The sequence below is a fragment of the Microbacterium sp. genome (assembly GCF_026393345.1).
Taxonomy (GTDB): domain Bacteria; phylum Actinomycetota; class Actinomycetes; order Actinomycetales; family Microbacteriaceae; genus Microbacterium.
Genome location: NZ_JAPLAI010000027.1, coordinates 1 through 22,577 on the forward strand (window position 1 = coordinate 1; position 22,577 = coordinate 22,577).

Genomic DNA, 22,577 nt, shown 5'->3' on the forward strand with positions numbered 1-22,577 from the left:
CCGCCGTCACCAGCTTCGGTCTGCTCGCCAACGTCACGGTCGTGGTCGATCCGTTCCACATCGTTCGCCTCGCCAACGCCGCGGTGACGAAGTGCCGTCAGCGCATCCAGCAGGCGACGCTGGCACATCGCGGGTGGAAAGGCGATCCGCTCTACGGGATCCAGACCATCCTCCGCGCCGGCGCCGAGAACCTCACCGAGAAGCAGCGGGCACGGCTGGGCGCGGCGATCGAAGCCGCCCCTGCCCATGATGAGGTGTTCGCCGCGTGGCAGTGCGCGCAGCAGCTGCGCTCCGCCTATCAGCAGAAGGACCTCGCCGAAGGGCGGAAGATCGCAGAGAAGGTCGTGGAGTCGTTCCACACCTGCCCGATCCCCGAGATTGCACGCCTCGGCCGCACCCCCCGCCGGGGGAGCGACGCGTTCCTGGCCTACTTCACCACCAACCGGTCATCGAACGGCGGCACCGAGGCGGTGAACGGGATCATCGAGCTCCACCGCCGCCTCGCCCGCGGCTACCGAAACCGGCACAACTACCGCCTCCGCATGCTCCTCGCCGCCGGCGGCCTCACCCCATGACCCCCCACCGGAAGTCCGAAGAGCCGCCCGCGCTCATCGGCCCGACGTTCGGTCTGTCGCTGTGGGTGTGGCTGCTCACATGGTCGGTCGGCTACCTCTACCCGGTCCTGTTTCCGCCGACCTCCGGCATCCAGACCGCATGGACGACCGTCGTTCTGGCCGTGCCCGCCCTTCTCACCGGATGGTTGCTGTCGCGGTTGACCGCTGAGACGGTCCGGTTCATGTCGGCCTCTGCGTTTGCTCTGATCGTCTGGTTGTCCATCAACGTGGCCGCCGTGGTGACGGTGTGTGCCCTGACGATGAGCGGAGCATCGATGATCGAGTGGGATGCGCTGCCAGGCACGCTCGACATGGTGCATCCGGAATGGGTGTTCCTGCTGGCGTCCACCGCAGCGCATCTGTGCGCCAGCGCGCTCCTCTTCGTCGGCAGGGGACTGCGCTACTCTAGGACCGTCAAGGAGGGGGCTTCCAGATGACGAATGCCGCGCAGCGGCGCAAGGGCCGCGCCCGCAGTTTCGGTGTGAGCCTCGCTGTCGAGTTCCCTACGTACACCGAACTCGGTTCCGACGGGCTCGATCACATCGCCACCGTCGCCACCACGGCCGAAGACGCAGACGCGGTCACCGCGCTGCTGCTGAAGACCAGCGCGCGCGACGTCGCCAGCTTCGCCTGACCGATCCGGCGGGCAGGGGCGTTCAGCCGCGCTCGCTCCATCGACGGCCGGGGAGGCACGGCGTGTAGCAGGTTGCTACACTCATGCCATGAGCATCCCTGCCCGCATCGATGACCAACTGTTCGAGGCGGCACGCGCGGTCGGCGCGGTCGCGCATCGCAGTGCCGTGCAGCAGCTCCAGCACTGGGCACGCGTGGGTATGGAACTGGAAGCCTCGCCGAACGTCTCTGTCGCTCATGTCGAGCGCATCCTCGCCGGCTCTGCCGCGTACGATGACGCGCCCGAGACCGTGCAGGCGGCGGCTCGCGTGGCCTGGATGGAGCTCATCGACGGCGACACCGAGCAGCTCGACCTGCGGGCCGAAGCCGCCCGCGCCGGCGACGTCTGGATCGGCGCCGACGCCGAGGGAACCGTCGTGCGCCGCGACGCCGCATCCATGTCGTGAGCACGCCGGTCCTCGAACTCGTCGCCGGGCCGAACGGCGCGGGCAAGACCACGTTCGTCGACCGCATCCTCGAGCCGCGCACGTACCTCCCTTTCGTCAATGCCGACCGCATCGCCACCGAGCGGTGGCCGGGCGAGGAGGAGGAGCACGCCTACGCCGCGTCGGATGCAGCAGACCTCGCACGCCGCGAACTCATGGCCACCCGTACGTCGTTCATCTCCGAGACGGTCTTCAGCCATCCGAGCAAGCGCGACCTCGCGGTCGCAGCCACCGCGCAGGGCTACCTGGTGCACCTGCACGTGCTGATGTGCCCCGTCGAGGTGAGCGTCGCCCGCGTCGCCCAACGCGTGATCGAGGGCGGCCATTCGGTGCCTGAGCAGAAGATCCGCGAACGCCATGACCGGCTCTGGACCCTCGTGGCAAAGGCTCGCGCCACGGTGGAGTGGACCACGATCTACGACACCACCTCGGTGCCGTCATTCCGCCGCGTCGCGCGGTATCGACGCGGCACCCTCATCGAGTCGCGCGGGTGGCCCGCATGGACTCCGGCTCCCTTGCTCCCCACCGCCGCGTGAGGCGGGGCGGGGCGTTTCGTCTCGCTTCGCTCGCTCAACGACCGCGGGGCTCGCTCAACGACACCGAGGATTCGACGCTTGACGCGCCCCGGTCCGTGTCGGGATGATATCGAACCGTGCGGACCTCATGCGCCGGGGACCGTCGTCACCTGGTCTCCGAGCCATAGGTACACGTCGCTGCCGGAGTTGGCGATCGCCGCGGGAGAGTACGGCTCCGCCACGCCGGTGCACGCCCTGCCGACCACGAGACCCGAGCAGCCCTCCTGAGCGACGGCTGCGATGACAACGCCGTCGCGCACCGTGAGGGCGACCGCATCCGTCGCGACCGGTTGCCAGGCGCCGTCGGTCAGCTCGAACGCGGTGCCGTCACAGATGATCGCGACCGTGCTGCCGGCAGAACGCAGGCCCCACGCGGTGGGGCAGGGTGCGGCGACGGCACCGCGGGGCGTGATGACCGATGCCGGGTTCGCGGGGTCGACGTAGGTGGATGCGGCGAGCACGTCGGGGTAGGGCTCCCAGAACTCGCCGTAGGTGAAGGTGCGAAGCGCCTGCAGCTCGCACGTTGCGCCGACGCGGGCGACGATCTCCGCCTGGTCGCCGGCGAGCGGGTCGAGGGAGAGTACCTGCGCGATGCCCCGGTAGGTCGGCGTGACGTTCGTCCAGGTCGACCCGTCGTCGGTGGAACGCTCGATCACCGGCGCGGGTCCGCCGCACGCTCCGGCGGTCGCCCGCCACATCGCGCCGGTGCCGATCGCGAGGAGACGCTCGGCCGCACCGGGCGGCGCGACCGTCGGGGTCGGGGTCGGGGTGGGCGTCGGGGTCGGGGTCGGGGTCGCGGACTCGGATGCCGTGACGATCGGAGCCGGGTGGGCACTGCTGCTCAGCACCGCGTCGCCTCGCCCGCGCTCCAGGGCGAGCACGGCCAACACGATGACACCGACCGCGAGCACGGCGACGATGACGCCGGAGAGCCAACGACCTCGGTGAGAGGGACGGACGGGACCGGTGGGGCGATGTCTGGGCATGGCGCAGACTCCGTGCTTTCGGCGGTCAGGGGGACGGCATCCACCGTAGCGGGTGAGCGGTGTCGAGGGAGTTTCGTGTCGCTGTGCGCGCGGCGAGCGCGGCGTTTCGTCTCGCTTCGCTCGCTCAACGAACGTTCGCTCGCTCAACGAACGTTCGCTCGCTCAACGAACGTTCGCTCGCTCAGCGACCAGCGCTTCGATCGTTGAGCGAACGGGGAGCGGTGTTACGCGGCGTCGGGCTCCGTCGTCGCGCTGGGAGCTTCTTTTGCGCCGCGCTTCTTGTCCTTGCGGCTGGCGGAGGCGTTGTCGACCGGGGTGGCGTAGTCGCCGTACACGCCGTAGCCGTAGCCATACCCATAGCCGTACCCGTAGCCGTATGCGTCGGCGCCGCGGGTCGGAACCATGGACAGCACGACGCCGGCGACCTTCGCCTCGACGGTCTCCAGCGCCGTGAGTGCCGCGCTGAACTGTCCCGACGTGACGCGACCGGCGGCCGCAACGAGCAGAGCACCGGTGGTCTGCTTCGCGAGGATCGCTGCATCCGTCACCGGAAGAAGTGGCGGCGCATCGAGCAGGACGACGTCGAAGTCGGCCGCGATGGCTTCGAGCAGCTGGCCCATCTGGCGCGAGCCGAGCAGCTCGCTGGGGTTCGGCGGCACCTTGCCGGCCGGGAGCACGAACAGCGGGCGCTTGCCCCACGGGAGCATGACGTCGCCGACCTTCGCGCGACCGATGAGCACGTCCGTGAGACCCGCGCCGCCCTCGATGTTCAGGTACTCGGCGACCTTGGGCTTGCGCAGGTCGGTGTCGATGAGCGCGACGCGCTTGCCCGCATCCGCCAGCGCGATGGCGAGGTTGACCGTGGTCGTCGACTTGCCCTCGCTCGGGATGCTGGAGGTGACGACGAACGTGTGGCCGCCGTCCATCTCGACGAACTGCAGGTTCGTCCGGAGCACGCGGAACGCCTCGGACCGCGTGTTGTGCGGGTCGGCCTGCACGATGATCGGGCGCTCGGCCGCCTTCGGGTCGTAGGGGATCGTGCCGATGATCGGCCGATCGGTGAGCTGGTTGACGTCGCGGATCGTGCGGACCTTGGTGTCGAGCACGGTCCGCAGCACCGCGACGCCGATGCCCAGAGCCAGACCGACGAGCGCGCCGAGCGCGAGGTTCAGCGGCACGTTCGGGCTCACCGGGGTGGTGCTGGGTAGGGCGTCCTGCACGCGAGTGAGCTTCACCGGGCTGACGGCTGCGTCGTCGGTGGTCTCGATCTGCTCGACCGTGTCAGTGAGGCTCGCGGCCAACGCGTTGGCGATGTCGGCGGCGAGCACCGGGTCGGAGTTCTGCACGGAGATCGAGATGAGCGTCGTGTTCAGCGTGTTAGACACGCTGACGTTCCCGGCCAACTCTTCCGCCGTGGTCTCGAGGCCCAGCTCGGCGATCGCCTGATTCATCACGATCGGCTTGGTGACGAGGTTCACGTACGTCGTCACACGCTGCTGGGTGAACGTCGAGCCCTGGCTGAGTTCCTGCACGCTGTTCGCGCTCTGCGTCGACACGAAAACAGACGACTGAGACTCATACAACGGCGTACGCGTCAAGGAATATCCCGCCGCGGCGCCCAGGCCGACCAGGGTGATGACGACAATCACTAGCCAGTTCTTGCGCAGGACGCGAAGGTAATCGCTGAGCTCCATGACGCCTCTCAGGTCGGGGGTATCGAGTTCATCCTGCCATAGGGGGTGTTTCGGTTCGGTGAACGGCGGCGGCGCGGGACGAGCGGGATGTAATCGTGACTCGCGGCGTGTGTCGGGCAGCGCGCTCTGGCACCGAACAGGGACGGGCCCCGAGACCGTGGGAAAACTCCAGGGTCTCGGAGCCCAGATACCGTCTGGCGTGCTGCGCTCAGCCCGTGTAGGCGCCGGAGTTGACGGCGGCGATGGTCGCCGCGATCGTCACGATGGCGATGATGATGCCGATCACGGTCAGCACGATGCCGATGATCAGACCGACGAGCGCCGGCGTGTTCTTGTAGCCGGCCTTCTTCGACTGCGACAGCGCGATCGCCGAGATGATCAGGCCGATCACGTTGAAGAAGATCGCGACCACGAGCCCGACGATGCCGAGGGTCTTGCCGGGGTAGGTGACGCCAACGGGGGCCTGCTGTGTCATGGGGTCTACTTTCCTCGTTGGGACGCGCCGCGGTGCGCGCCACCCCCCAACCCTGGCAGAACCTGGGTGTCCGTGCCACTAAAAGTCGGGCGCAGCGCGCCCGGGTGTCAGCCGGCCGCCTTCTCGTAGGCGCGCATCGCCGCGTCCTGCGCATCGGCGAGGGCGTCCTCGACGGACTTGTCGCCGAGGAGGGCCGCGGTGATCGCATTCGTCAGCTCGGATTGGATCGTCTGGCCCGCGGGCGATGCACCGAACGTGGTGCCGTAATCCACGACCTCGTAGTACGTCTGGATCACCTGGTCGAAATCAGGGTTGTCGCTCGGCTTCACCCACGTGTCCCTGATCTTCTGGTCAGCCTCGGGAGAACCGGTGAACAGACCGGTGTTGATCCCGCCGTCCTTCTTCAGGGTGTTGCCGCGCGCCTCGGCGGCGGCCTGCCACGCATCCGCGGACGTGATGTCGGCCATCCACTCGCATGCGGCGGCGGGGTTCTTCGCACCGGCCGGGATGACGAAGGCCGTCCCGCCGGCGACGGCGAAGGGCTGCCCGCCTACCCCGCGGAAGGGGACCGCCTGCAACTCGATCTGGTCGAGGTACGGCGCCAGCACGTTGGGGTACCACTGAGGGTTCACCTGCGCGGCGACCTGGTCGGCGACGAACGGGTTGTCGTCGCCGAACGTGTCGAACGAATCCGAGAAGCTCTTGACCTTCGCGAAGCCGCCCTGGGCGTCTTCGATCTGCTTCAGCAGCTCGACGCCGGCGATGTTGGCGGGGTCATCGAGCGTCGGGGCGCCGTCCTCGTCCACCAGCGTGCCACCCTGGCTGAGGATCCACAGCTCGGCCTGACCGGTCGCCACCGGGTCGAACCCGAGCCGGGTGGGAACCCCGCCGGACTCCTGAAAGAGCGCCGCGACGGCCGCCAGCAGCTGGTCGGGCTTCGAGGTGTCGAACTGATCTGGGCTGATGCCTGCGGCGTTCAGGACCCGCATGTTCAGGAGGATTGCCGGCGGCTGGTAGAACTGCGGCGTCGCCCACACCCTCCCGTCGTAGCGCACGTCGTCGACCACGGACGGATACCAACGGCTGTCTGGGTCCACCTCCTGGGCCTGGAAGCACTCATCCAGCGGCACGATCAGCTCTTGCGCCGCGTACTGGGCGACGTACCGGCGATCCATCTGCACGACATCAGGCACATCGCCGCTCGCGAGCCGCGTGGTGAACTTCTGGGCATCGAACGCGGTCGCATCCAGCTCGATCGTCACGTCGTCGAGCTCGCCGGCGGCATAGTCCAGCCGTGCTTGGCCCACATCGTCGGCGTTGTCGAACGCCCACGCCGTGAGCGTGCCCGTCGCGTCGGCGGAGAAGTCGACATCGGATGCGGCGCCGCCGCCGCCGCATCCGGTCAGGGCGATGGCGGTGATCGCGCCGAGGCCGATCGCCGCACCTCCTCGTGTGCGCATGGGGTCCTCCTTGGGTGTGGTGTGGTTGTCAGCCCTTGCGTCCCTGTGTGGCAACGCCGTCGATGAAATGCCGCTGACCGAACGCGAACAGGATGAGCATCGGCAGCGTGACGATCAGGGCCGCGACCATCACGTACTGGTAGTCGCCATGCCCTCCGTTGGTGGGACTGTATTTCGTCATCGCGTAGGCGATGCCGAGCGGGGCGGTGAAGTCCTCCGGGGAACCGGCGTTCAGATAGATGAGCGCCGCCTGCAGGTTGTTCCAGCTCGCCTGGAACTCGAACAGGAACACGATCACGAACGACGGCACCGACAGCGGCATGGCGATCCGCCAGAACAGCGCCCACGAGCTTGCCCCGTCGAGGCGGGCGGCCTCGAACAGCTCACGGGGGAGGCCGAGGTAAAACTGTCGCTGCAGGAAGATGTAGAACGCTGATCCGAAGAGGTTCATCCCCCACAGCGGCGCCCAGGTGCCGAGCAGCCCCGTCTCCTTCCAGATCAGGTAGATCGGCACCATAGTCACGGCGCCGGGCAGCATCATGGTCGCGAGCACCAGGCCGAACAGCACCCCCCGCCCCGGGAAGCGGAAGTGAGCGAAACCGAACGCGACGATCGAGCTCGAGACCGCCACGGCGGTCGCCGCCAGCAGCGCGATGCCAACGCTGTTGCCGATCCAGGCCAGGAGCGGCAGCTGCTGCCACACGTCGGCGAAGTTCGACGGCTGCAGGGTTTTCGGGATCAGCCGGTTGTCGAAAACCTCGCCGCGCGGCTTGAGGCTCGCCGCGAGCAGCCACGCGAACGGGTACAGCAGGACGAGAGCCACCGCGATGCCGACGATCGAGAGCAGCATCCGGCCGATGACGGTCTGCGGGGGACGGATGCGGCGGCGCCGGGTGGCGGTCACGGCGACGGTGGCTTCCGGTCGCCCGGCGAGCGATGCGGCGGCGGGGACGGTGATCGCCATCAACGGTCCGCCTCGTAATAGACGAATCGGTTGCCGATCTTCACTTGGATGAGGGTGATCGCCATGATGATGACGAACAGCAGCCACGCCATGGCTGCGGCGAACCCGAAGTCGAACTGGCGAAACGCCTGCTGGAACAGGTAGATGGCATAGAAAAGGGCTGCATCCGGTGACGCGTTGCTCTGATCGCGCCAGAACAGGACGTAGGCCTGGTCGAACACCTGGAAGGCCGCGATGCTCAGCACGATGACGTTGAAGAAGACGGCGCCCGAGATCATCGGCAGCGTGATGGCAAAGAACCGGCGCACCGGCCCCGCGCCATCGAGGGAGGCGACCTCGTAGAGCTCCGCCGGTACGTTCTTGAGCGCGGCGAGGAAGATCACCATCGTGCCGCCGACCGTCCACAGCGTCATGAGGACGATGCTCGGCTTCACCCACGCCGGGTCGATCAGCCACTGCGGGCCCTCTATGCCGAAGATGCGGAGGAACTGGTTGATCGCGCCGGAGTTGCCGTTCAACAGCAGGAAGAACACCGCGCCCGTGGCGACGGCCGGCGTCATCTTCGGCAGATAGTAGATGGTTCGGAAGAACCCGGCGCCGCGCGACAGCCGGTGCAGCAGCATGGCGAGCGCCAGAGCGACGACGATCTCGAGCGGCACCGCCATGACCGCGTAGAAGAGGGTGTTCGCGAGGGCGAGGCCCACCTTCGGATCCTCGAACAACAGGGCATAGTTCGCGAAGCCGACGGGCTGCGCCCGGTTCGTGGCGAGGTTGTAGTCGCTGAACGAGATGACCAGGCTGTAGATCATGGCGCCGGCAGTGAAGATGAGGAATCCGACGATCCACGGCGCGATGAAGAGGTAGCCCGCCAGCGCCTCGCGTCTGTCATAGCGATCGCGGGCGGGCCTGGGCTTGCGCTCCTTGTCCGACCGTGCGTGCTGCCTCGCCCGCAGCGTGAGGGAGGACATGTCAGGCGCCGGGGCGGAGGACGACCTTCACGCAGCCGTCCGCCTTCTTCTGGAACGTCTCATAGAGTCCCGGCGCATCTTCCAGCGGTGCGTGGTGGGTGACGAAGTCGTCGATGCCGAGCGGATCCGTGTCGGCCTCCGCGAGCGGCAGTACGTCGTCGATCCAGTTTTTCACGTTGCACTGGCCCATCCGCAGCGCGATCTGCTTGTCGAACATCGTCTTCATCGGCAGGATGTCGGCGTCGCCGGCGTACACGCCGCTGAGCGACACAGTTCCGCCGCGGCGAACCATGTCGATGCCGGTGTAGAGCGCGGCGAGCCGATCGACGCCGGCCTTGTCCAGGATCGGGCGGGCAACCGCATCCGGCAGGTGACCGATCACCGTGTGCGCCGCGTGGATCATCGGTGTTCCGTGGGCCTCGAGGCCGACCGCATCCACCACCGAATCGGCACCGCGGCCCTCGGTGGCGTCCCGCATCCGCTCGACGACATCGACGTCGTCCCAGGTCTCGACGCCGTGGCGGGAGGCCATCTCGCGCCGCTCGGCCACCGGGTCGACGGCGATCACGCGATAGCCGAGATGCGCGCCGATGCGGGCGACGAACTGTCCGACCGGGCCGAGGCCCAGGACGCCGAGCGTGCCGCCGTCGGGCACCTGCGCATACTGCACGCCCTGCCACGCGGTGGGCAGGATGTCGCTGAGGAAGAGGTAGCGGTCATCGGGCAGCTCGGAACCGACTTTGATGGTGTTGTAGTCGGCGAGGGGCACCCGCAGCAGCTCCGCCTGGCCGCCCGGCACCTGGCCATAGAGCTTGGTGTAGCCGAAGAGTGAGGCTCCGCTGCCGTACTCGGTCACCTGCGTGGTCTCGCACTGCGACTGCAGGCCGTGGCGGCACATGAAGCAGGTGCCGCAGGCGATGTTGAAGGGAACGACCACGCGGTCGCCCACCCGCAGGTTCGTGATGCCCGCCCCGACGGCCTCGATGATGCCCATCGGCTCATGGCCGAGGATGTCGCCCTTGTCGAGGAACGGCCCGAGCAGTTCGTAGAGATGCAGGTCGGAGCCGCAGATCGCCGTGGACGTGATCCGCACGATCGCGTCGGTCGGCTGCTCGATCGTCGGGTCGGGCACGGTCTCGACCGTCACGTTGCGTCGTCCCTGCCAGGTCAGTGCCCGCATCCTGTGCTCCCTTGTTCCTCGGTGGTCAGGCAAGCGACGGTACGCCGCAGGCGGATGCGATCATGGATGCTTGACGTCACGCGCCCCGCGTGGCACAGGCCGGCGACCATAATTCAGGCTGAGGTGGTCTCCGGCGACCGTGGGCGCGCTTCCAGAGGCGATTCAGCCTGAATTATGACCCGCGCCGGGCGGCGGATGCGGCGACGCGCGCGGCTACGCCGCGGAGGCGGCGACGCGGAGGATGCGGACGACTTCGCCGAGCGCGGGCATCAGCTGCGTCGCCATCAGCTCGTAGGTCGCACGGCTGCGGCGATAGGGGTCGACGACGTCGTCTTCGATGGGGTCGGCGGGCGGATCGACCTCGCTGCGCAGCGCCGCCAGCTGGGCGAGGAGCGCCCGCAGGCGCGCCTCGGGGGCGGTGCCGGCCGCCTCCGCGGTCTCGTGCGCCTCCGTATCGGACAGGTTGAGCGACAGCCGGGCGAACTCGCGCACCGTGAACGTCGACCGCACCTGGGCGGGCGCCAACCCGACGATCTCGCGGCGGTGCTCGCGCGCCATCGCGAGGACCAGGTTCGGCGAGGCCAGGTGCGACTCGTTCAGCCAGCGCCCCCGGTGCGCCTCGACGGATGCGGGCGGGACGCCGTACTGGAGCGCCAGCTGCGCCGCATCCGGCTCCATGCGGGAGTCGATCATCGCGCGGACACCCGCGCTGTGCACGGTGAACCCGGGAAGCTCCGCCCGCAGCAGCACCTCGGCGAACGGCGAGCGGCAGATGTTGCCGGTGCAGACGGTGAGGATCTCGAGCATCACAGGCTTCCGGTCGGGCGGGCAGGAATCCTCAGCGTATCGGCGCGCGGAGCGCCGGGATTCGGGCCGGTGCGGGCGCCGGGCTGCGGTGCGCGCTCAGGCCGCGGCTGCGCGGCGCGCGCTCAGGCCGCGGGGGCGGCCGCGCTCGCCGCCGCGCCCTCCGGGCGACGCGCCGGACGCCCGCCGAGCGAGATCGCCGCGAGGAGCCCGGCGGCGAGGAAGCCGGCCGCGGTGAACGCCGAGATGCGGGTGCCGTCGGAGAAGGCGGCGGCTGCATCGTCGGCCGCATCCGCGGTCTGCGGATTCTCGGCGAGGCCGGCGATCGCACCGCCCGCGCTGTCGACGACGGCGGAGGTGATGGTGTCCACCTGCTCGGCGGGGAGGCCCCGGTCGGTGAGCCGGGCATCGAGGCCCGACGCGGTGGTGGTGAACAGGATGGTGCCGAGGATGGCGATGCCGAGCGCGGAACCGATCTGCCGCGAGGTGGACTGCATCCCCGACCCCTGGCCGGACATTTCGACCGGCACGTCGACGAGGATGACGCCGGTCAGCTGCGCGGTCGCGAGGCCCACGCCCATGCCGTAGACGAACAGCCCCGGCAGCAGTAGCCCCCAGGCGGTGTCGGGGCCGACGACGAAGCCGATCGCGGCGACGCCGACGATCTCGGCGACGAGACCCCAGCGGACAACGACCACGGGCCTGACCTTGCCGGAGAGGGCTCCCGCGACGCCGCTGGCGGCGAAGGATCCGATCGCGAGGGCCAGCAGCACGAGGCCGGTCTGCACCGCCTCGAAGCCGAGCACGAACTGCAGCCACAGCGGCAGCGCCAGGATGATGCCGAACTCGCCGAGCGAGACGACGACGGCGACGAGGTTGCCGTTCCGGAACGACGTGAGGGAGAACAGCGAGAAGTCGATGAGCGTCGGCCGTCCGGCGCGGGTGCGCCGGACGCCGCGGACGATGAACAGCGTCAACGCGATCGCCGCGATGAGGAACGCGACCGGGATGGGCGAGATGCTCCACGGCCAGGTCCAGTCGCCGAGCTTCAGGCCGTCCTCGGTGGTCCACCAGCCGTAGGTCCGGCCCTCGATGAGGCCGAAAACGAGAGTGGCGAAGAAGACGACCGACAGCGCGGAACCGATGATGTCGAGCCCGCCCGGTCGGAGCGCTTTCGACTCGGTGACCGTGAACAGCACGCCGGCGATGATGAGGATGCCGAGCGGGATGTTGATGCCGAACGCCCAGCGCCACGAGAACTCGGTGGTCAACCAGCCGCCGAGGAGCGGGCCGACCGCGGCCATTCCGCCGATGGTGGAACCCCAGACGGCGAACGCGATCCCGCGCTCGCGACCGGTGAACGTGGCGTTGATGAGCGACAGCGTCGTCGGCAGGATCATCGCGCCGCCGACGCCCTGGAGCACCCGCGAGAAGATCAGCAGTTCACCCGTGGGGGAGAAGGATGCGGCGACGGAGGCGAGCGCGAAGATCGTCACGCCGATGAGCAGCAGACGGCGGCGGCCCCAGCGGTCGGCGAAGACGCCGAACAACAGCAGCAGCGAGGCGAACACGAGGGTGTAGGCCTCCTGCACCCACTGCACCTGCGTGGAGGAGATGCCGAGCTCGTCGACGATGGACGGCACAGCCACGTTGACGATCGTCGAGTCGACGATGATCAGCGACACCGCGATGCTGATGAAGACGAGCGCGTACCAGCGCCGCCGAGGAGACGTCCCTGCCATGATCACTAGCTTATCTAGTAATTTGCTTTTCATGTCACCCGGGCCGTGTTCGTCGGCTGCGGGTGCTCTCGGTACCCTGGGCCGCGTGGACAACGACACCGGAGACACGCGCGCACATCCGACACCGACCGCGGAGCCGGACGTGGCTGTCGCGGGCGGAGTTGCCGGAGTCACGGCGCGGCAGCTCGATGACGACGACGAGCCCCGCGCTCGCGGTCACCGACCGCGCCGCCCCCGCGAGTGGCGCACCGGCGGCACCAGCGTGCAGCACTGGAACTGGCTGCTCGTCGGCTGGGCGGTCGTGGCGCTCGGCGCGGCGGTGCTCATCGCCACCGCATCCACCGAGTTCATCGGCGGCGTTGCCGGGGGCTGGATCGGGACCGTCGCGGTCTGGGTCGCCCTCGTCATCCCGGTGATCTTCGCCTACCGCGGGTCGATCCCTCGAGGTCTCCTGCGGTTCCGCCCGGTCGATGTGCTCTTCGGGCTCGTGATCGGCGTGGCGCTCCGGTTCGTCGCCGGCGCGCTGCAGGCGGCAGCAACCGGGTCCACGGTGTGGCCGACGTACATGACCGCGAACGGCGCGCTCCCCGGTGACTGGTGGTTCGGCGAGCTGATCGTGCCGGTCGTCATCGGTCCGCTGCTGGAAGAGTTCTTCTTCCACGGGTTCCTGCTGGTGCTGCTGTACACCGTCTTCCGTCGCCTCACCGATGTGCGGTGGGTCGCGGGCCTCGGATCGCTGCTGATCACGACCGGACTCTTCCTGCTCTTGCACCAGCTGGCCGGGTCGCTCGTCGCGACGTGGGACGGCGCCGCATCCGTCGGGCTCGTGGGGCTCCTCGGCGGCCTGCTGGTGCTCCTCACCGGCCGGATCTGGGGCGCCGTGCTCCTCCACGTCGCATTCAACGGAACCTACGTCCTGCTCGCCGTCGTCGGCACCCTGGTCGGGGTGGGCGGGGCGGGGACCGTCGGCCTGTCCTGAGCGCAGGCCGGGGGCACGTCACGGCGTCGGCTTGCCGCCGTTCGCACTCAGGGTCTCGCCGACCACGTAGCTCGACTCCGCGGAGGCGAGGAAGACGTACGCGGGCGCCATCTCGGCCGGCTGGCCCATGCGCCCGAGAGGGGTGTCCTCGCCGAATTCCGCGAGCTTCTCCGGCGGCTGACCATCGGTGACCTGCAGCACGGTCCACACCGGACCCGGCGCGACGGCGTTCACCCGGATGCCCTTCGGTGCCAGCTGCTGCGCCACCGCCTTGGTGAATCCGTTGATCGCCCACTTCGTGGCGGCGTAGTCGAGCAGCGTCGGCGAGGGACTGTACGCCTGGCTGGACGTGGTGTTGATGATGGTCGACCCCGGGCGCAGGTGCGGCACCGCGGCCTTGGTGAGCAGGAACGTCGCTCGCACGTTCACGTCGAACGTGTCCTGCCACTGGTCGTCGGGAAGGGTGGTGATGTCCTCGTTGAAGATCTGCTTGCCGCCGTTGTTCACCAGGATGTCGAGGCCGCCGAGCTGGTCCACCGCCCGATCGATGAGACCGCGGCAGTAGTCCGGGTCGGCGAGATCGCCCGGCAGCTGCACCGCCGCGACGCCCGCCTCGAGGATGAGGCCCGCGATGCGGTCCGCATCCTCCTGCTCCGCGGGCAGATACGCGATCGCGACATCCGCCCCCTCGCGAGCGAAGGCGATCGCGGTGGCGGCGCCGATGCCGGAGTCGCCGCCCGTGATGAGGGCCTTGCGTCCGGCGAGCCGGCCACTGCCGCGATACGTCTCCTCACCGAGGTCGGGCTTCGGCGTGAGCTTCGCGTCGAGACCGGGCTCGTCCTGATGCTGCGTGCTCGGCTCGATCTCGGCGTAGAGCGCGGTCGGGTCGGTGAACGTGTACTGGTCGCGTGTCATGGCGCATCCTTCCGTGGGGTGGATGCGTCCACTCTGCGCAATCGATTGCCCGCTGTCGCGGGGCTTGCATCCGGCGACCCGCACGGTTATCCGGCACGGACCGACGGTGGTTATCGGGTGACGACCGACGTCGAAAAGGATGCGGCCGGCTCGAACTCGTGCGTCAGCGCGATCATCGTGAGGGTGACGGCGAGCACGCCGACGAGGATCAGCGTCGCGTACGCCCACCACGGGTGCCCGCCGGGGCGTCGCGGCGGTCGGTTCGACACACGGCGGCGGCGGCGGCGGCCGGCGCGCACCGGAGGCGGCACGAGCGGTGCCGGGTACGGAGGAGTCATCGCATTCCTTCGGGTGAGGGACTATCGGCATGACGAGGCGAGGAAGTGGCGGCGGAGCCCCCGCCCCGCCGCCTGCGCCGCCCCAGGCCTTCGACTGTGGTGACGACCCCGAGGTTAGAACGAGTCCGCCCCGCTCGATCTGAGTGAAAACCACCTAAAGGGGTGGTTTCTCCGTCCCGCTTGCCGAGCGGCGTACGGGAGTGCCGTGACATCGCGGCTGAAGCCCGTCCGTGCTAGTCTGGACGTTTGGTACCCGACCACTGCGGCCGGGACAACGAACGTGAGCCCTCCACTGGCGTCTTTCGCGCAGGTAGTCCTTTGTGAGAAAGCACCCCGGAGCGGGATTCACGAACCTCTCCGTTCGAACAAGAAAGCAGCACTACTGTGACGCGCACTTTCACCCCCAAGGCTGGCGAGATCCAGCGCGACTGGCTGGTCATCGACGCGGCCGATGTCGTCCTCGGACGCCTCGCTTCGCACGCGGCGGTCCTCCTCCGCGGCAAGCACAAGGCCACCTTCGCCAACCACGTCGACACCGGTGACTTCGTCATCGTCATCAACGCCGAGAAGGTCGCCCTGACCGGCCAGAAGCTTCTGCAGAAGAAGGCCTACCGCCACTCCGGTTACCCGGGCGGCCTGCGGTCGGTCCCCTACGCCGAGCTTCTCGAGAAGAACCCGGTCCGCGCTGTGGAGAAGGCCATCCGTGGCATGCTCCCCAAGAACAGCCTGGGTGCCCAGCAGCTGACGAAGCTCAAGGTGTACGCCGGTGCCGAGCACCCGCACGCCGCGCAGCAGCCCAAGACGTACACCTTCGACCAGGTCGCCCAGTAAGCGCCGCTGAAGAATAAGGACACCCTCGTGGCGAAGATCTCCGACTCCATCGAAACCGACACCAACTACTCCACCGAGACCCCGGTCGACGAGACCGTCGTGGCCGCCGAGCGCCCCGTGCTCTCGGTGCCCGGCGCAGCCGTCGGCCGTCGCAAGCAGGCCATCGCCCGCGTGCGTCTGGTCCCCGGCACCGGCACCATCACGGTCAACGGCCGCACGTTCGAGGACTACTTCCCGAACAAGCTGCACCAGCAGCTGGTCACCGACCCCTTCACGGTGCTCAACCTCACCGACGCCTACGACGTCATCGCCCGCATCTCCGGCGGTGGCCCCTCGGGTCAGGCCGGCGCCCTGCGCCTCGGCATCGCCCGGTCGCTGAACGGCATCGACGAGGAGAACAACCGCCCGACCCTGAAGAAGGCCGGCTTCCTCTCCCGCGACGCTCGCGTCAAGGAGCGCAAGAAGGCTGGTCTCAAGAAGGCGCGTAAGGCTCCTCAGTACTCGAAGCGCTAAACCTTTGGCGCTCTTCGGCACCGATGGCGTGCGGGGGCTGGCCAACGGCCCCCTCACCGCCGACGTGGCGCTCACCCTGGCCCAGGCGACTGCTGTCGTCCTGGGCCAGGGTCGTACCGCGGAGGCGCGTCGCGCCGCCGGCAAACGACTCACCGCCGTGGTTGCGCGTGACCCGCGCATCTCCGGCGAGTTCCTCTCCGCCGCCGTCTCGGCAGGCCTGGCCTCGTCTGGCGTCGACGTGCTCGACGCGGGAGTGCTTCCCACTCCCGCCGCGGCATACCTGATCGCGGACATCGACGCCGACTTCGGCGTGATGGTCTCCGCATCCCACAATCCCGCTCCGGACAACGGCATCAAGATCTTCGCCCGCGGCGGAGTGAAGCTCCCGGACGTCGTGGAAGAGCGCATCGAGTTCGCGCTGGGCGGCCCGAAGCTCCAGCCCACCGGTGCAGAGGTCGGTCGCATCCGGCGCTTCGCCGATGCCGAGGACCGCTACGTCGTGCACCTGCTGCAGTCGCTGCCGCACCGACTCGACGGATTGCACGTGGTGCTCGACTGTGCGCACGGCGCCGCATCCGGGGTCTCGCCCGAGACGTTCCGTGATGCCGGTGCTCGCGTCACCGTCATCGGCGCCGACCCGGACGGCCTGAACATCAACGACGGTGTCGGCTCCACCCACCTCGACCACCTCGCGGTCGAGGTGCTGCGCCACGGCGCCGACCTCGGGATCGCTCACGACGGCGATGCCGACCGCTGCCTGGCCGTGGATGCGGGTGGCCATACCGTCGACGGCGATCAGATCATGGCGATCCTCGCGGTGGCCATGAAGGAACGCGGCGTGCTGCACGACGACACGCTCGTCGCCACCGTCATGAGCAACCTGGGCCTTCACCGGGCGATGGCCGATCACGGCATCCGGGTCGTGCAGACCGGCGTCGGCGACCGCTACGTGCTCGAGGAGATGAACGAGCACGGCTATTCGCTCGGCGGTGAGCAGTCGGGTCACGTGATCATGAGCCGCTTCGCCACGACCGGTGACGGCGTGCTCACCGGCCTCCACCTCATGGCCGAGATGGCCCGTCAGGGACGCTCGCTCGCGGATCTCGCCTCGATCATGACGGTGTACCCGCAGGTGCTCATCAACGTCCGCGACGTCGACCGTACGCGCGTCGCCGACCCCGAGCTCGCGATCGCGGTCGCCGCAGCCGAACAGGCCCTCGGTGACACCGGCCGCGTGCTGCTGCGCGCCAGCGGCACCGAGCCGCTCGTGCGCGTCATGGTCGAAGCCGCGGATGAGGCCGCCGCCCAGCGCATCGGTGAGCAGCTCGCCGATGTCGTACGGCAGCGCCTCGCGCTGTAGGTCTCCCACTTTCTGCAGAACATGTCCCACTTTCTGTCGTTTTGAGTGCTCCATAACGACAGAAAGTGGGACATGCTGCGTCGGTCAGCCGGCAGTCCGGCAGGGCCGCAGCAGTGGCGTCGGCGGCCGGCGGCCGGCGGGATGCGGCTCAGTCGGTGCGCTCGGTCATCTCCAGGATCATGGCGAGGAACGCGACCGCGGCGAGGTGCCACTCGACGGGACCGCCGTCGAGGCCCGGCCGGGTGATCGTCGCGTCGGCGTCGGCGGAGCCGACGAGGCGCCGGCTCACAATGCCCTCGACGACCGATGCGCCCGCCGTCGCGACGTGGCGGAGCGTGAATCCGGTGCGGGGGCGACGGCCGAGCGCCTCGAACGCGTGCCCGTACACGTCGGCCATCTCGGTGATGAACCGCGCCTCCGCGGCGTGCAGCGCGTTGTGGACGCGCTCGCGTCGTCCCGGCGGCAGACTCCGCACCGACACCGACAGGGCCATGTAGGTCTGCCACTCGGTCGAGACGGTCATATCCTCGACGTTCACGAGGATGACCCGGCGGATCACCTCGCGCAGCACCGCGTCCTGCCCAGCCGCATCCGGTCGGCCCGCCGCATCCATCAACCGATCGGCGTTCTCGACGAGGATCGATTTGGCCACCTCGACGGTCGGCGGTGAGTACCCCACCACGGCGGCCGGATCCGGCGCCCGGAGCGCCTGCACCATGAGCTCCGTGACGAGCTCCTCCTTGCCGCCGAATGCGGCGAACACCGAGCTGCGGGGCACGCCCACGCGACGGATCAGCTCCTCCATATTGAGGTGCTGCAGCCCGACCGCGAGGCCCCCAGAGGCGAGCAGATCCTCGCCGGCATCGAGGATGCGGCGTCGGAGTTCGGCGCGGGGGAGACGCCTCCGAGCCGAAGGGTCCTGATCAGCAGTCACGGTCGAGCATCCTCACTGGGTGAGATCGCATTGTTATGGACTGTGTGTCCAAAGTCTTGTCGGGAGGGTGGGGTCTGAATTAGGTTCGAGCTACCGGCGGAAGCGCGGATGCGGCATCGTCGCTGACGGCCACCTGTTGGGGGACGCCGGTACCTCGAAGTGTTCGGCGGGTGCCGCTGGGGGGCGGCGCCGCCGGGCATCGGGGTGCCCCATTCTATGTACGCTCACGCGATGTGGACAGGTGCAATCCGGCGTCCCCGACCGCCGATGGGGCACCCGGCGTCGCCGCGCCGCTACGATGGGCGCGTGAATCCCGTGCAGAGCCCCCCGCTCGCGCTGTCCCTGTACCGCGACATCGCTCGAGCGGACTGGGCCAGGCTCGCGGCCGGGATGGCGCAGCCCCTCACCGAGTCCGAGGTCGTGCAGCTGCGAGGAATCGGCGACCGGCTCGATCTGGCCGAGGTGCGCGAGGTGTACCTCCCGCTGTCGCGACTGCTGTCGCTGTACGCCAAGGCGACCCAGCGGCTCGGTGCGGATGAGAGCGCGTTCCTCGGCGACGAGGACACCACGACGCCCTTCGTCGTGGGCGTCGCCGGATCGGTCGCGGTGGGTAAGTCGACGATCGCGCGTCTGCTGCGCGAGCTCATGAGCCGCTGGCCCGACACGCCTCGCGTCGAGCTCGTGACCACCGACGGGTTCCTGTATCCGAACGCGGAGCTGGAGCGCCGGGGTCTCATGGACCGGAAGGGCTTCCCGGAGTCGTACGACCGCCGGGCGCTCGTCGAGTTCCTCACTGCGGTCAAATCGGGCGCGAAGGAAGTACGCGCGCCCTTCTACTCGCACATGCGGTACGACATCATCGCCGACGCGCACACGACGGTGCGCCGACCCGACGTCGTCATCGTCGAGGGTCTGAACGTGCTGCAGCCGGCACCGTCGCCGAACGACGTCGCGGTCAGCGAGCTGTTCGACTTCTCGATCTACGTGGATGCGGAACCCGCCCACATCCAGGAGTGGTACACCGAGCGCTTCCTCGCGCTTCGCCAGGCCGCGTTCAGCAACCCGACCTCGTTCTTCCAGGTGTTCGCGGACATCTCGGACGAGGAGGCGGTGCAGCGCGCGGCGTACTTCTGGAACGAGATCAACCTGCCGAACCTCGTCGAGAACGTGCTGCCGACCAAGCACCGCGCGACGCTCGTGCTGCAGAAGGGTCGCTCGCACGCGGTCGAGCGCGTGCTGCTGCGCAAGCTCTGAGGCGCGGTGGCCGGCGCGGCGTGTGCCGTGGCCGAGGACGCGGCCGCTCACGGCGGAGCGGCAGGCACCCCCGCGCTCGGAATTCGGGCTCCCCGTCGGGGTGGTGTCTGCCGCTCGGCGCATCGTTGTCCGGGGGGCGGAACGCGCTCACCGCAGCAGTATCCGTCGAGCGGCGTGTCCTCCCTGTCTCCCGACGAGCGGACCCGACGCCCGGGCCTTCCCCACGATGACCCTCGCGGAGTCGAATCCCCCACCCGACTCCGATCGGAGGATCCTGCTGCGGTGAGGGTCGCGTCCGTGTACCTCTCGACTCTCGATGCACGATCAGCATCCGCTCGGAACCGCAAGATCCACGCAAGGTCAGGTCAAGATCAGCGCAACGCATCCTCAAGATGGGTTCGCGGGAGTGAGCCGGTCGCCGTCCGCGACGAAGCGCTCGCCCGTATCCGCGCACGACCATTGTCCGGGCGAGTCCTCACGCAGCGGCCGGCCGGTACGCCCGACCCAGCCGATCCGCCGGGCCGGGACCCCCGCGACCAGAGCGTGCGCCGGGACGTCCTTCGTCACGACCGCGCCCGCCGCCACCAGCGCCCATGCACCGATCCGGACGGGCGCGACGCACACCGCACGAGCGCCGATCGACGCGCCCCGCTCCACCGTCACGCCGACCGCGTGCCAGTCGTCCGCGGACTTACGTGAGCCGTCGAGGTTCGCCGCGCGCGGGTATTCGTCGTTGGTGAACACCACCGCCGGGCCGACGAAAACGCCGTCGCCGAGGACCGCGGGCTCGTAGACGAGCGCATAGTTCTGCACCTTGCATGCGTCACCGAGCACCACGCCCGGGCCGATGTACGCCCCCCGCCCGATCGTGCAATCCGCGCCGACGCGGGCGCCGGCGCGCACCTGTGCGAGATGCCACACCAGGGTTCCGGGACCGAGCTCCACGTCGTCCTCGACATCGGCCGAGGCGTGGACGAACGGGGTGGTGTCGGTCATGGCGGTACCTCTCGCTGGGAGCGGGACACACCGGATGCGGTGGCATCCGGTGTGTCGGATTGTATTGTGCACGCTGCTCGTTTCTGGCTACACTGCCCGCGGGGACACCGGTTGTGAACGTCTGGGGAGGCGTACACAGCGGCGACGAGTGGGATCGTCCGTCGTACCGGTTTACGACTCGCACATTCCGGATACGGGGTGCGGGTGTCTGGGGACTGGGGCATGGGGACAGTGGGGACGGTCGTCGTTTCGACGGCAGCGGGACGGATGCGGCGCGGCGTGCGGCGTTCCCGCCTCGCGCTACTGGCCGTGGCGACCCTGGTGACGACGATCGCGGTGACCGCGGCCGCGCCCGCCGTGCGAGCGGACGACGGCAGCCCCTGCGGGGCGGACATCAATCCGATCGTGTGCGAGAACCAGCGTCCCGGCACCGATCCGGACGTCTGGGACATCACCGGAGCCGGCGACCCGTCCATCCAGGGCTTCGCGACCGACATCAGCGTGAACGCCGGCAGCCGGGTCGACTTCAAGGTCGACACGGACGCCGCCGATTACGACATCGAGATCTACCGCACCGGTTGGTATCAGGGGCTGGGCGCGCGCCGCATCGACCACGTGGAACCGTCCGTCGCCCTGCCGCAGGTGCAGAGCGAGTGCCTGTCGGACATCACGACCGAACTCTACGACTGCGGCACGTGGGACGTCTCCGCATCCTGGGACGTCCCGGCGGATGCGGTCTCCGGTGTCTACATCGCCCGCCTCGAACGCACCGACACCGGCGGCGCGAGCCACATCATCTTCATCGTCCGCCGGGACGGGAACACCTCGGACGTGCTCTTCCAGACCTCCGACCCCACCTGGCAGGCGTACAACACGTACGGCGGGTCCGACTTCTACCAGGGAGCGGCGAACGGCCGCGCCTACAAGATCAGCTACAACCGGCCCTTCGCGACCCGCGGCGGCGTCGAGGCGCGTGACTTCTATTTCAGCTCCGAGTACGCCACCGTGCGCTTCCTCGAACGCAACGGCTACGACGTCAGCTACCTCGCCGGCCTCGACACCGACCGCCGCGGTGAGGAGCTGCTCACGCACCGGGTCTTCCTCTCGGTCGGGCACGACGAGTACTGGTCCGGCGGCCAGCGTGCGAACATCGAGGCCGCCCGCGATGCGGGCGTGAACCTGCAGTTCCTCACCGGCAACGAGGGGTACTGGCGCACGCGGTACGAGCCGTCCACGGTCGGAGAGCAGGGCGAGGGCCGCACGCTCGTGTCGTACAAGGAGACCTGGGGCGATCGCGACCATCCGGGCGGGGGGAAGATCGACGACTCCACGAGCGAATGGACGGGAACCTGGCGGGATCCTCGGTTCGCCGACGCCGGCGACGGCGGGCACCTTCCGGAGAACTCCCTCACCGGCACGATGTACTTCGTCAACCACGACGATCTCGCGGTGACGGTGTCGTCGGACGAGGGCAAGCTCCGGCTGTGGCGCGGCACCGATCTGAGCAGTCTCGCCGCCGGCACCTTCGCCGAGCTCGCCGCGCACACGGTCGGATACGAGTCCAACGAAGACCGCGGCAACGGCTTCCGCCCCGAAGGCCTCATCCGCCTGTCGACGACCGTCGGACCCACCCCGCAATACCTCACGGACTACGGGAACACGGTCGTGGAAGGCACCACGACGCATCATGTGACGCTCTACCGCGCGCCCAGCGGCGCGCTCGTGTTCTCCGCGGCGAGCGTGCAGTGGGGGTGGGGGCTCGACGCCACGCACGACGGCAACGGGGCGCCCGCCGACCGTCGGATGCAGCAGGCGCAGGTGAATCTGCTCGCCGACATGGGCGCGCAACCCGGGTCGCTCATGAGCGCCCTCACCCC

Annotated in this window: 24 protein-coding genes; 11 read left to right on the forward strand and 13 right to left on the reverse strand. The window is 68.9% G+C overall.

Going from position 1 to position 22,577, the window contains the following annotated elements:
• The 5 genes from NT132_RS02940 to NT132_RS02960 form a co-directional block, all read left to right on the forward strand.
• A partial coding sequence (locus NT132_RS02940) for a transposase (RefSeq protein ID WP_297784520.1) occupies positions 1 to 575 on the forward strand: 575 nt, incomplete at its 5' end.
• Positions 572 to 1,051, forward strand: a complete 480-nt coding sequence (locus NT132_RS02945; protein WP_297784524.1) for a hypothetical protein — start codon at positions 572 to 574, stop codon at positions 1,049 to 1,051. The genes NT132_RS02940 and NT132_RS02945, both read left to right, overlap by 4 nt.
• A complete protein-coding gene (locus NT132_RS02950) occupies positions 1,048 to 1,248 on the forward strand; it encodes a hypothetical protein (RefSeq protein ID WP_297784527.1) in 201 nt (66 codons plus the stop codon). The genes NT132_RS02945 and NT132_RS02950 overlap by 4 nt, the downstream gene beginning before the upstream one ends.
• An 88-nt stretch (positions 1,249 to 1,336) precedes the next feature.
• Entirely contained in the window at positions 1,337 to 1,693 is a 357-nt protein-coding gene (locus tag NT132_RS02955; protein WP_297784530.1) for a hypothetical protein, read from the forward strand.
• A complete protein-coding gene (locus NT132_RS02960) occupies positions 1,690 to 2,268 on the forward strand; it encodes a zeta toxin family protein (RefSeq protein ID WP_297784534.1) in 579 nt (192 codons plus the stop codon). The genes NT132_RS02955 and NT132_RS02960 overlap by 4 nt, the downstream gene beginning before the upstream one ends.
• 125 nt (positions 2,269 to 2,393) lie before the next feature.
• Here NT132_RS02960 and NT132_RS02965 read toward each other — a convergent pair whose 3' ends face one another.
• The 9 genes from NT132_RS02965 to NT132_RS03005 all read right to left on the reverse strand — a co-directional run bounded on the left by NT132_RS02965 (position 2,394) and on the right by NT132_RS03005 (position 12,580).
• A complete protein-coding gene (locus tag NT132_RS02965) occupies positions 2,394 to 3,293 on the reverse strand; it encodes a hypothetical protein (protein WP_297784539.1) in 900 nt (299 codons plus the stop codon).
• A 224-nt stretch (positions 3,294 to 3,517) separates the two neighbouring features.
• On the reverse strand, positions 3,518 to 4,987 hold the full coding sequence (locus NT132_RS02970) for a polysaccharide biosynthesis tyrosine autokinase (RefSeq protein ID WP_297784542.1): 1,470 nt from the start codon (positions 4,985 to 4,987) through the stop codon (positions 3,518 to 3,520).
• Between the two features lie 208 nt (positions 4,988 to 5,195).
• Positions 5,196 to 5,462 carry a hypothetical protein gene (locus NT132_RS02975; RefSeq protein WP_297784545.1) on the reverse strand — a complete coding sequence of 89 codons (267 nt, stop codon included), beginning with the start codon at positions 5,460 to 5,462 and terminating at the stop codon, positions 5,196 to 5,198.
• 107 nt (positions 5,463 to 5,569) lie between these two features.
• On the reverse strand, positions 5,570 to 6,922 hold the full coding sequence (locus NT132_RS02980; RefSeq protein ID WP_297784547.1) for an extracellular solute-binding protein: 1,353 nt from the start codon (positions 6,920 to 6,922) through the stop codon (positions 5,570 to 5,572).
• Between the two features lie 28 nt (positions 6,923 to 6,950).
• Complete coding sequence (locus NT132_RS02985; RefSeq protein ID WP_297784549.1) at positions 6,951 to 7,886, reverse strand: carbohydrate ABC transporter permease; 936 nt, start codon at positions 7,884 to 7,886, stop codon at positions 6,951 to 6,953.
• Entirely contained in the window at positions 7,886 to 8,854 is a 969-nt protein-coding gene (locus NT132_RS02990; RefSeq protein ID WP_297784551.1) for a carbohydrate ABC transporter permease, read from the reverse strand. Before NT132_RS02990 ends, NT132_RS02985 begins: the two co-directional genes overlap by 1 nt.
• A gap of 1 nt (position 8,855) precedes the next feature.
• Positions 8,856 to 10,034 carry an alcohol dehydrogenase catalytic domain-containing protein gene (locus NT132_RS02995; RefSeq protein ID WP_297784553.1) on the reverse strand — a complete coding sequence of 393 codons (1,179 nt, stop codon included), beginning with the start codon at positions 10,032 to 10,034 and terminating at the stop codon, positions 8,856 to 8,858.
• Between the two features lie 213 nt (positions 10,035 to 10,247).
• A complete protein-coding gene (locus NT132_RS03000) occupies positions 10,248 to 10,841 on the reverse strand; it encodes a low molecular weight phosphatase family protein (protein WP_297784555.1) in 594 nt (197 codons plus the stop codon).
• Positions 10,842 to 10,963: 122 nt separating this feature from the next.
• Positions 10,964 to 12,580 (reverse strand): DHA2 family efflux MFS transporter permease subunit, encoded by a 1,617-nt coding sequence (locus NT132_RS03005; RefSeq protein WP_297784557.1) that lies wholly within the window; start codon positions 12,578 to 12,580, stop codon positions 10,964 to 10,966.
• 85 nt (positions 12,581 to 12,665) lie between these two features.
• Between NT132_RS03005 and NT132_RS03010 the strand changes: the two genes are divergently transcribed.
• On the forward strand, positions 12,666 to 13,559 hold the full coding sequence (locus NT132_RS03010; RefSeq protein WP_297784559.1) for a CPBP family intramembrane glutamic endopeptidase: 894 nt from the start codon (positions 12,666 to 12,668) through the stop codon (positions 13,557 to 13,559).
• Between the two features lie 18 nt (positions 13,560 to 13,577).
• Here the strand turns inward: NT132_RS03010 and NT132_RS03015 are convergent, their stop codons facing one another.
• Entirely contained in the window at positions 13,578 to 14,474 is an 897-nt protein-coding gene (locus tag NT132_RS03015; protein WP_297784562.1) for an SDR family oxidoreductase, read from the reverse strand.
• 110 nt (positions 14,475 to 14,584) lie between these two features.
• Entirely contained in the window at positions 14,585 to 14,812 is a 228-nt protein-coding gene (locus NT132_RS03020) for a hypothetical protein (protein WP_297784565.1), read from the reverse strand.
• Between the two features lie 384 nt (positions 14,813 to 15,196).
• Here NT132_RS03020 and rplM point away from each other — a divergent pair, with 384 nt between their 5' ends.
• The 3 genes from rplM to glmM are packed head-to-tail and all read left to right on the forward strand — an operon-like array spanning position 15,197 to position 17,516.
• Entirely contained in the window at positions 15,197 to 15,643 is a 447-nt protein-coding gene (gene rplM, locus NT132_RS03025; RefSeq protein WP_297784568.1) for a 50S ribosomal protein L13, read from the forward strand.
• A 27-nt stretch (positions 15,644 to 15,670) separates the two neighbouring features.
• Entirely contained in the window at positions 15,671 to 16,156 is a 486-nt protein-coding gene (rpsI, locus tag NT132_RS03030; protein ID WP_297784571.1) for a 30S ribosomal protein S9, read from the forward strand.
• A 4-nt stretch (positions 16,157 to 16,160) separates the two neighbouring features.
• Positions 16,161 to 17,516: a phosphoglucosamine mutase gene (glmM, locus tag NT132_RS03035; protein WP_297784574.1), complete on the forward strand. Its 1,356-nt coding sequence runs from the start codon at positions 16,161 to 16,163 to the stop codon at positions 17,514 to 17,516.
• Between the two features lie 148 nt (positions 17,517 to 17,664).
• Here the strand turns inward: glmM and NT132_RS03040 are convergent, their stop codons facing one another.
• Positions 17,665 to 18,450, reverse strand: a complete 786-nt coding sequence (locus tag NT132_RS03040) for a TetR family transcriptional regulator (protein ID WP_297784578.1) — start codon at positions 18,448 to 18,450, stop codon at positions 17,665 to 17,667.
• A 306-nt stretch (positions 18,451 to 18,756) separates the two neighbouring features.
• Between NT132_RS03040 and coaA the strand changes: the two genes are divergently transcribed.
• Positions 18,757 to 19,704, forward strand: a complete 948-nt coding sequence (gene coaA / locus NT132_RS03045) for a type I pantothenate kinase (RefSeq protein WP_297784580.1) — start codon at positions 18,757 to 18,759, stop codon at positions 19,702 to 19,704.
• A 387-nt stretch (positions 19,705 to 20,091) separates the two neighbouring features.
• Here coaA and NT132_RS03050 read toward each other — a convergent pair whose 3' ends face one another.
• Positions 20,092 to 20,700, reverse strand: coding sequence for an acyltransferase (locus tag NT132_RS03050; RefSeq protein WP_297784583.1), 609 nt, complete (start codon positions 20,698 to 20,700; stop codon positions 20,092 to 20,094).
• A 222-nt stretch (positions 20,701 to 20,922) separates the two neighbouring features.
• Between NT132_RS03050 and NT132_RS03055 the strand changes: the two genes are divergently transcribed.
• On the forward strand, positions 20,923 to 22,577 hold a 1,655-nt coding region (locus tag NT132_RS03055), incomplete at its 3' end, for a N,N-dimethylformamidase beta subunit family domain-containing protein (RefSeq protein ID WP_366940342.1).

Bases quoted from the DNA above. Each gene is read 5' to 3' on its own strand.
- NT132_RS03050 (WP_297784583.1), bottom strand. From the start codon at position 20,700: ATGACCGACACCACCCCGTTCGTCCACGCCTCGGCCGATGTCGAGGAC.
- NT132_RS03000 (WP_297784555.1), bottom strand. From the start codon at position 10,841: ATGCTCGAGATCCTCACCGTCTGCACCGGCAACATCTGCCGCTCGCCG.
- NT132_RS02950 (WP_297784527.1), top strand. From the start codon at position 1,048: ATGACGAATGCCGCGCAGCGGCGCAAGGGCCGCGCCCGCAGTTTCGGT.
- NT132_RS02975 (WP_297784545.1), bottom strand. From the start codon at position 5,462: ATGACACAGCAGGCCCCCGTTGGCGTCACCTACCCCGGCAAGACCCTC.
- NT132_RS02965 (WP_297784539.1), bottom strand. From the start codon at position 3,293: ATGCCCAGACATCGCCCCACCGGTCCCGTCCGTCCCTCTCACCGAGGT.
- NT132_RS03015 (WP_297784562.1), bottom strand. From the start codon at position 14,474: ATGACACGCGACCAGTACACGTTCACCGACCCGACCGCGCTCTACGCC.
- NT132_RS02970 (WP_297784542.1), bottom strand. From the start codon at position 4,987: ATGGAGCTCAGCGATTACCTTCGCGTCCTGCGCAAGAACTGGCTAGTG.
- NT132_RS02980 (WP_297784547.1), bottom strand. From the start codon at position 6,922: ATGCGCACACGAGGAGGTGCGGCGATCGGCCTCGGCGCGATCACCGCC.
- NT132_RS02985 (WP_297784549.1), bottom strand. From the start codon at position 7,886: ATGGCGATCACCGTCCCCGCCGCCGCATCGCTCGCCGGGCGACCGGAA.
- NT132_RS02955 (WP_297784530.1), top strand. From the start codon at position 1,337: ATGAGCATCCCTGCCCGCATCGATGACCAACTGTTCGAGGCGGCACGC.
- NT132_RS03020 (WP_297784565.1), bottom strand. From the start codon at position 14,812: ATGACTCCTCCGTACCCGGCACCGCTCGTGCCGCCTCCGGTGCGCGCC.
- NT132_RS03005 (WP_297784557.1), bottom strand. From the start codon at position 12,580: ATGGCAGGGACGTCTCCTCGGCGGCGCTGGTACGCGCTCGTCTTCATC.
- NT132_RS02945 (WP_297784524.1), top strand. From the start codon at position 572: ATGACCCCCCACCGGAAGTCCGAAGAGCCGCCCGCGCTCATCGGCCCG.
- NT132_RS02990 (WP_297784551.1), bottom strand. From the start codon at position 8,854: ATGTCCTCCCTCACGCTGCGGGCGAGGCAGCACGCACGGTCGGACAAG.
- NT132_RS02995 (WP_297784553.1), bottom strand. From the start codon at position 10,034: ATGCGGGCACTGACCTGGCAGGGACGACGCAACGTGACGGTCGAGACC.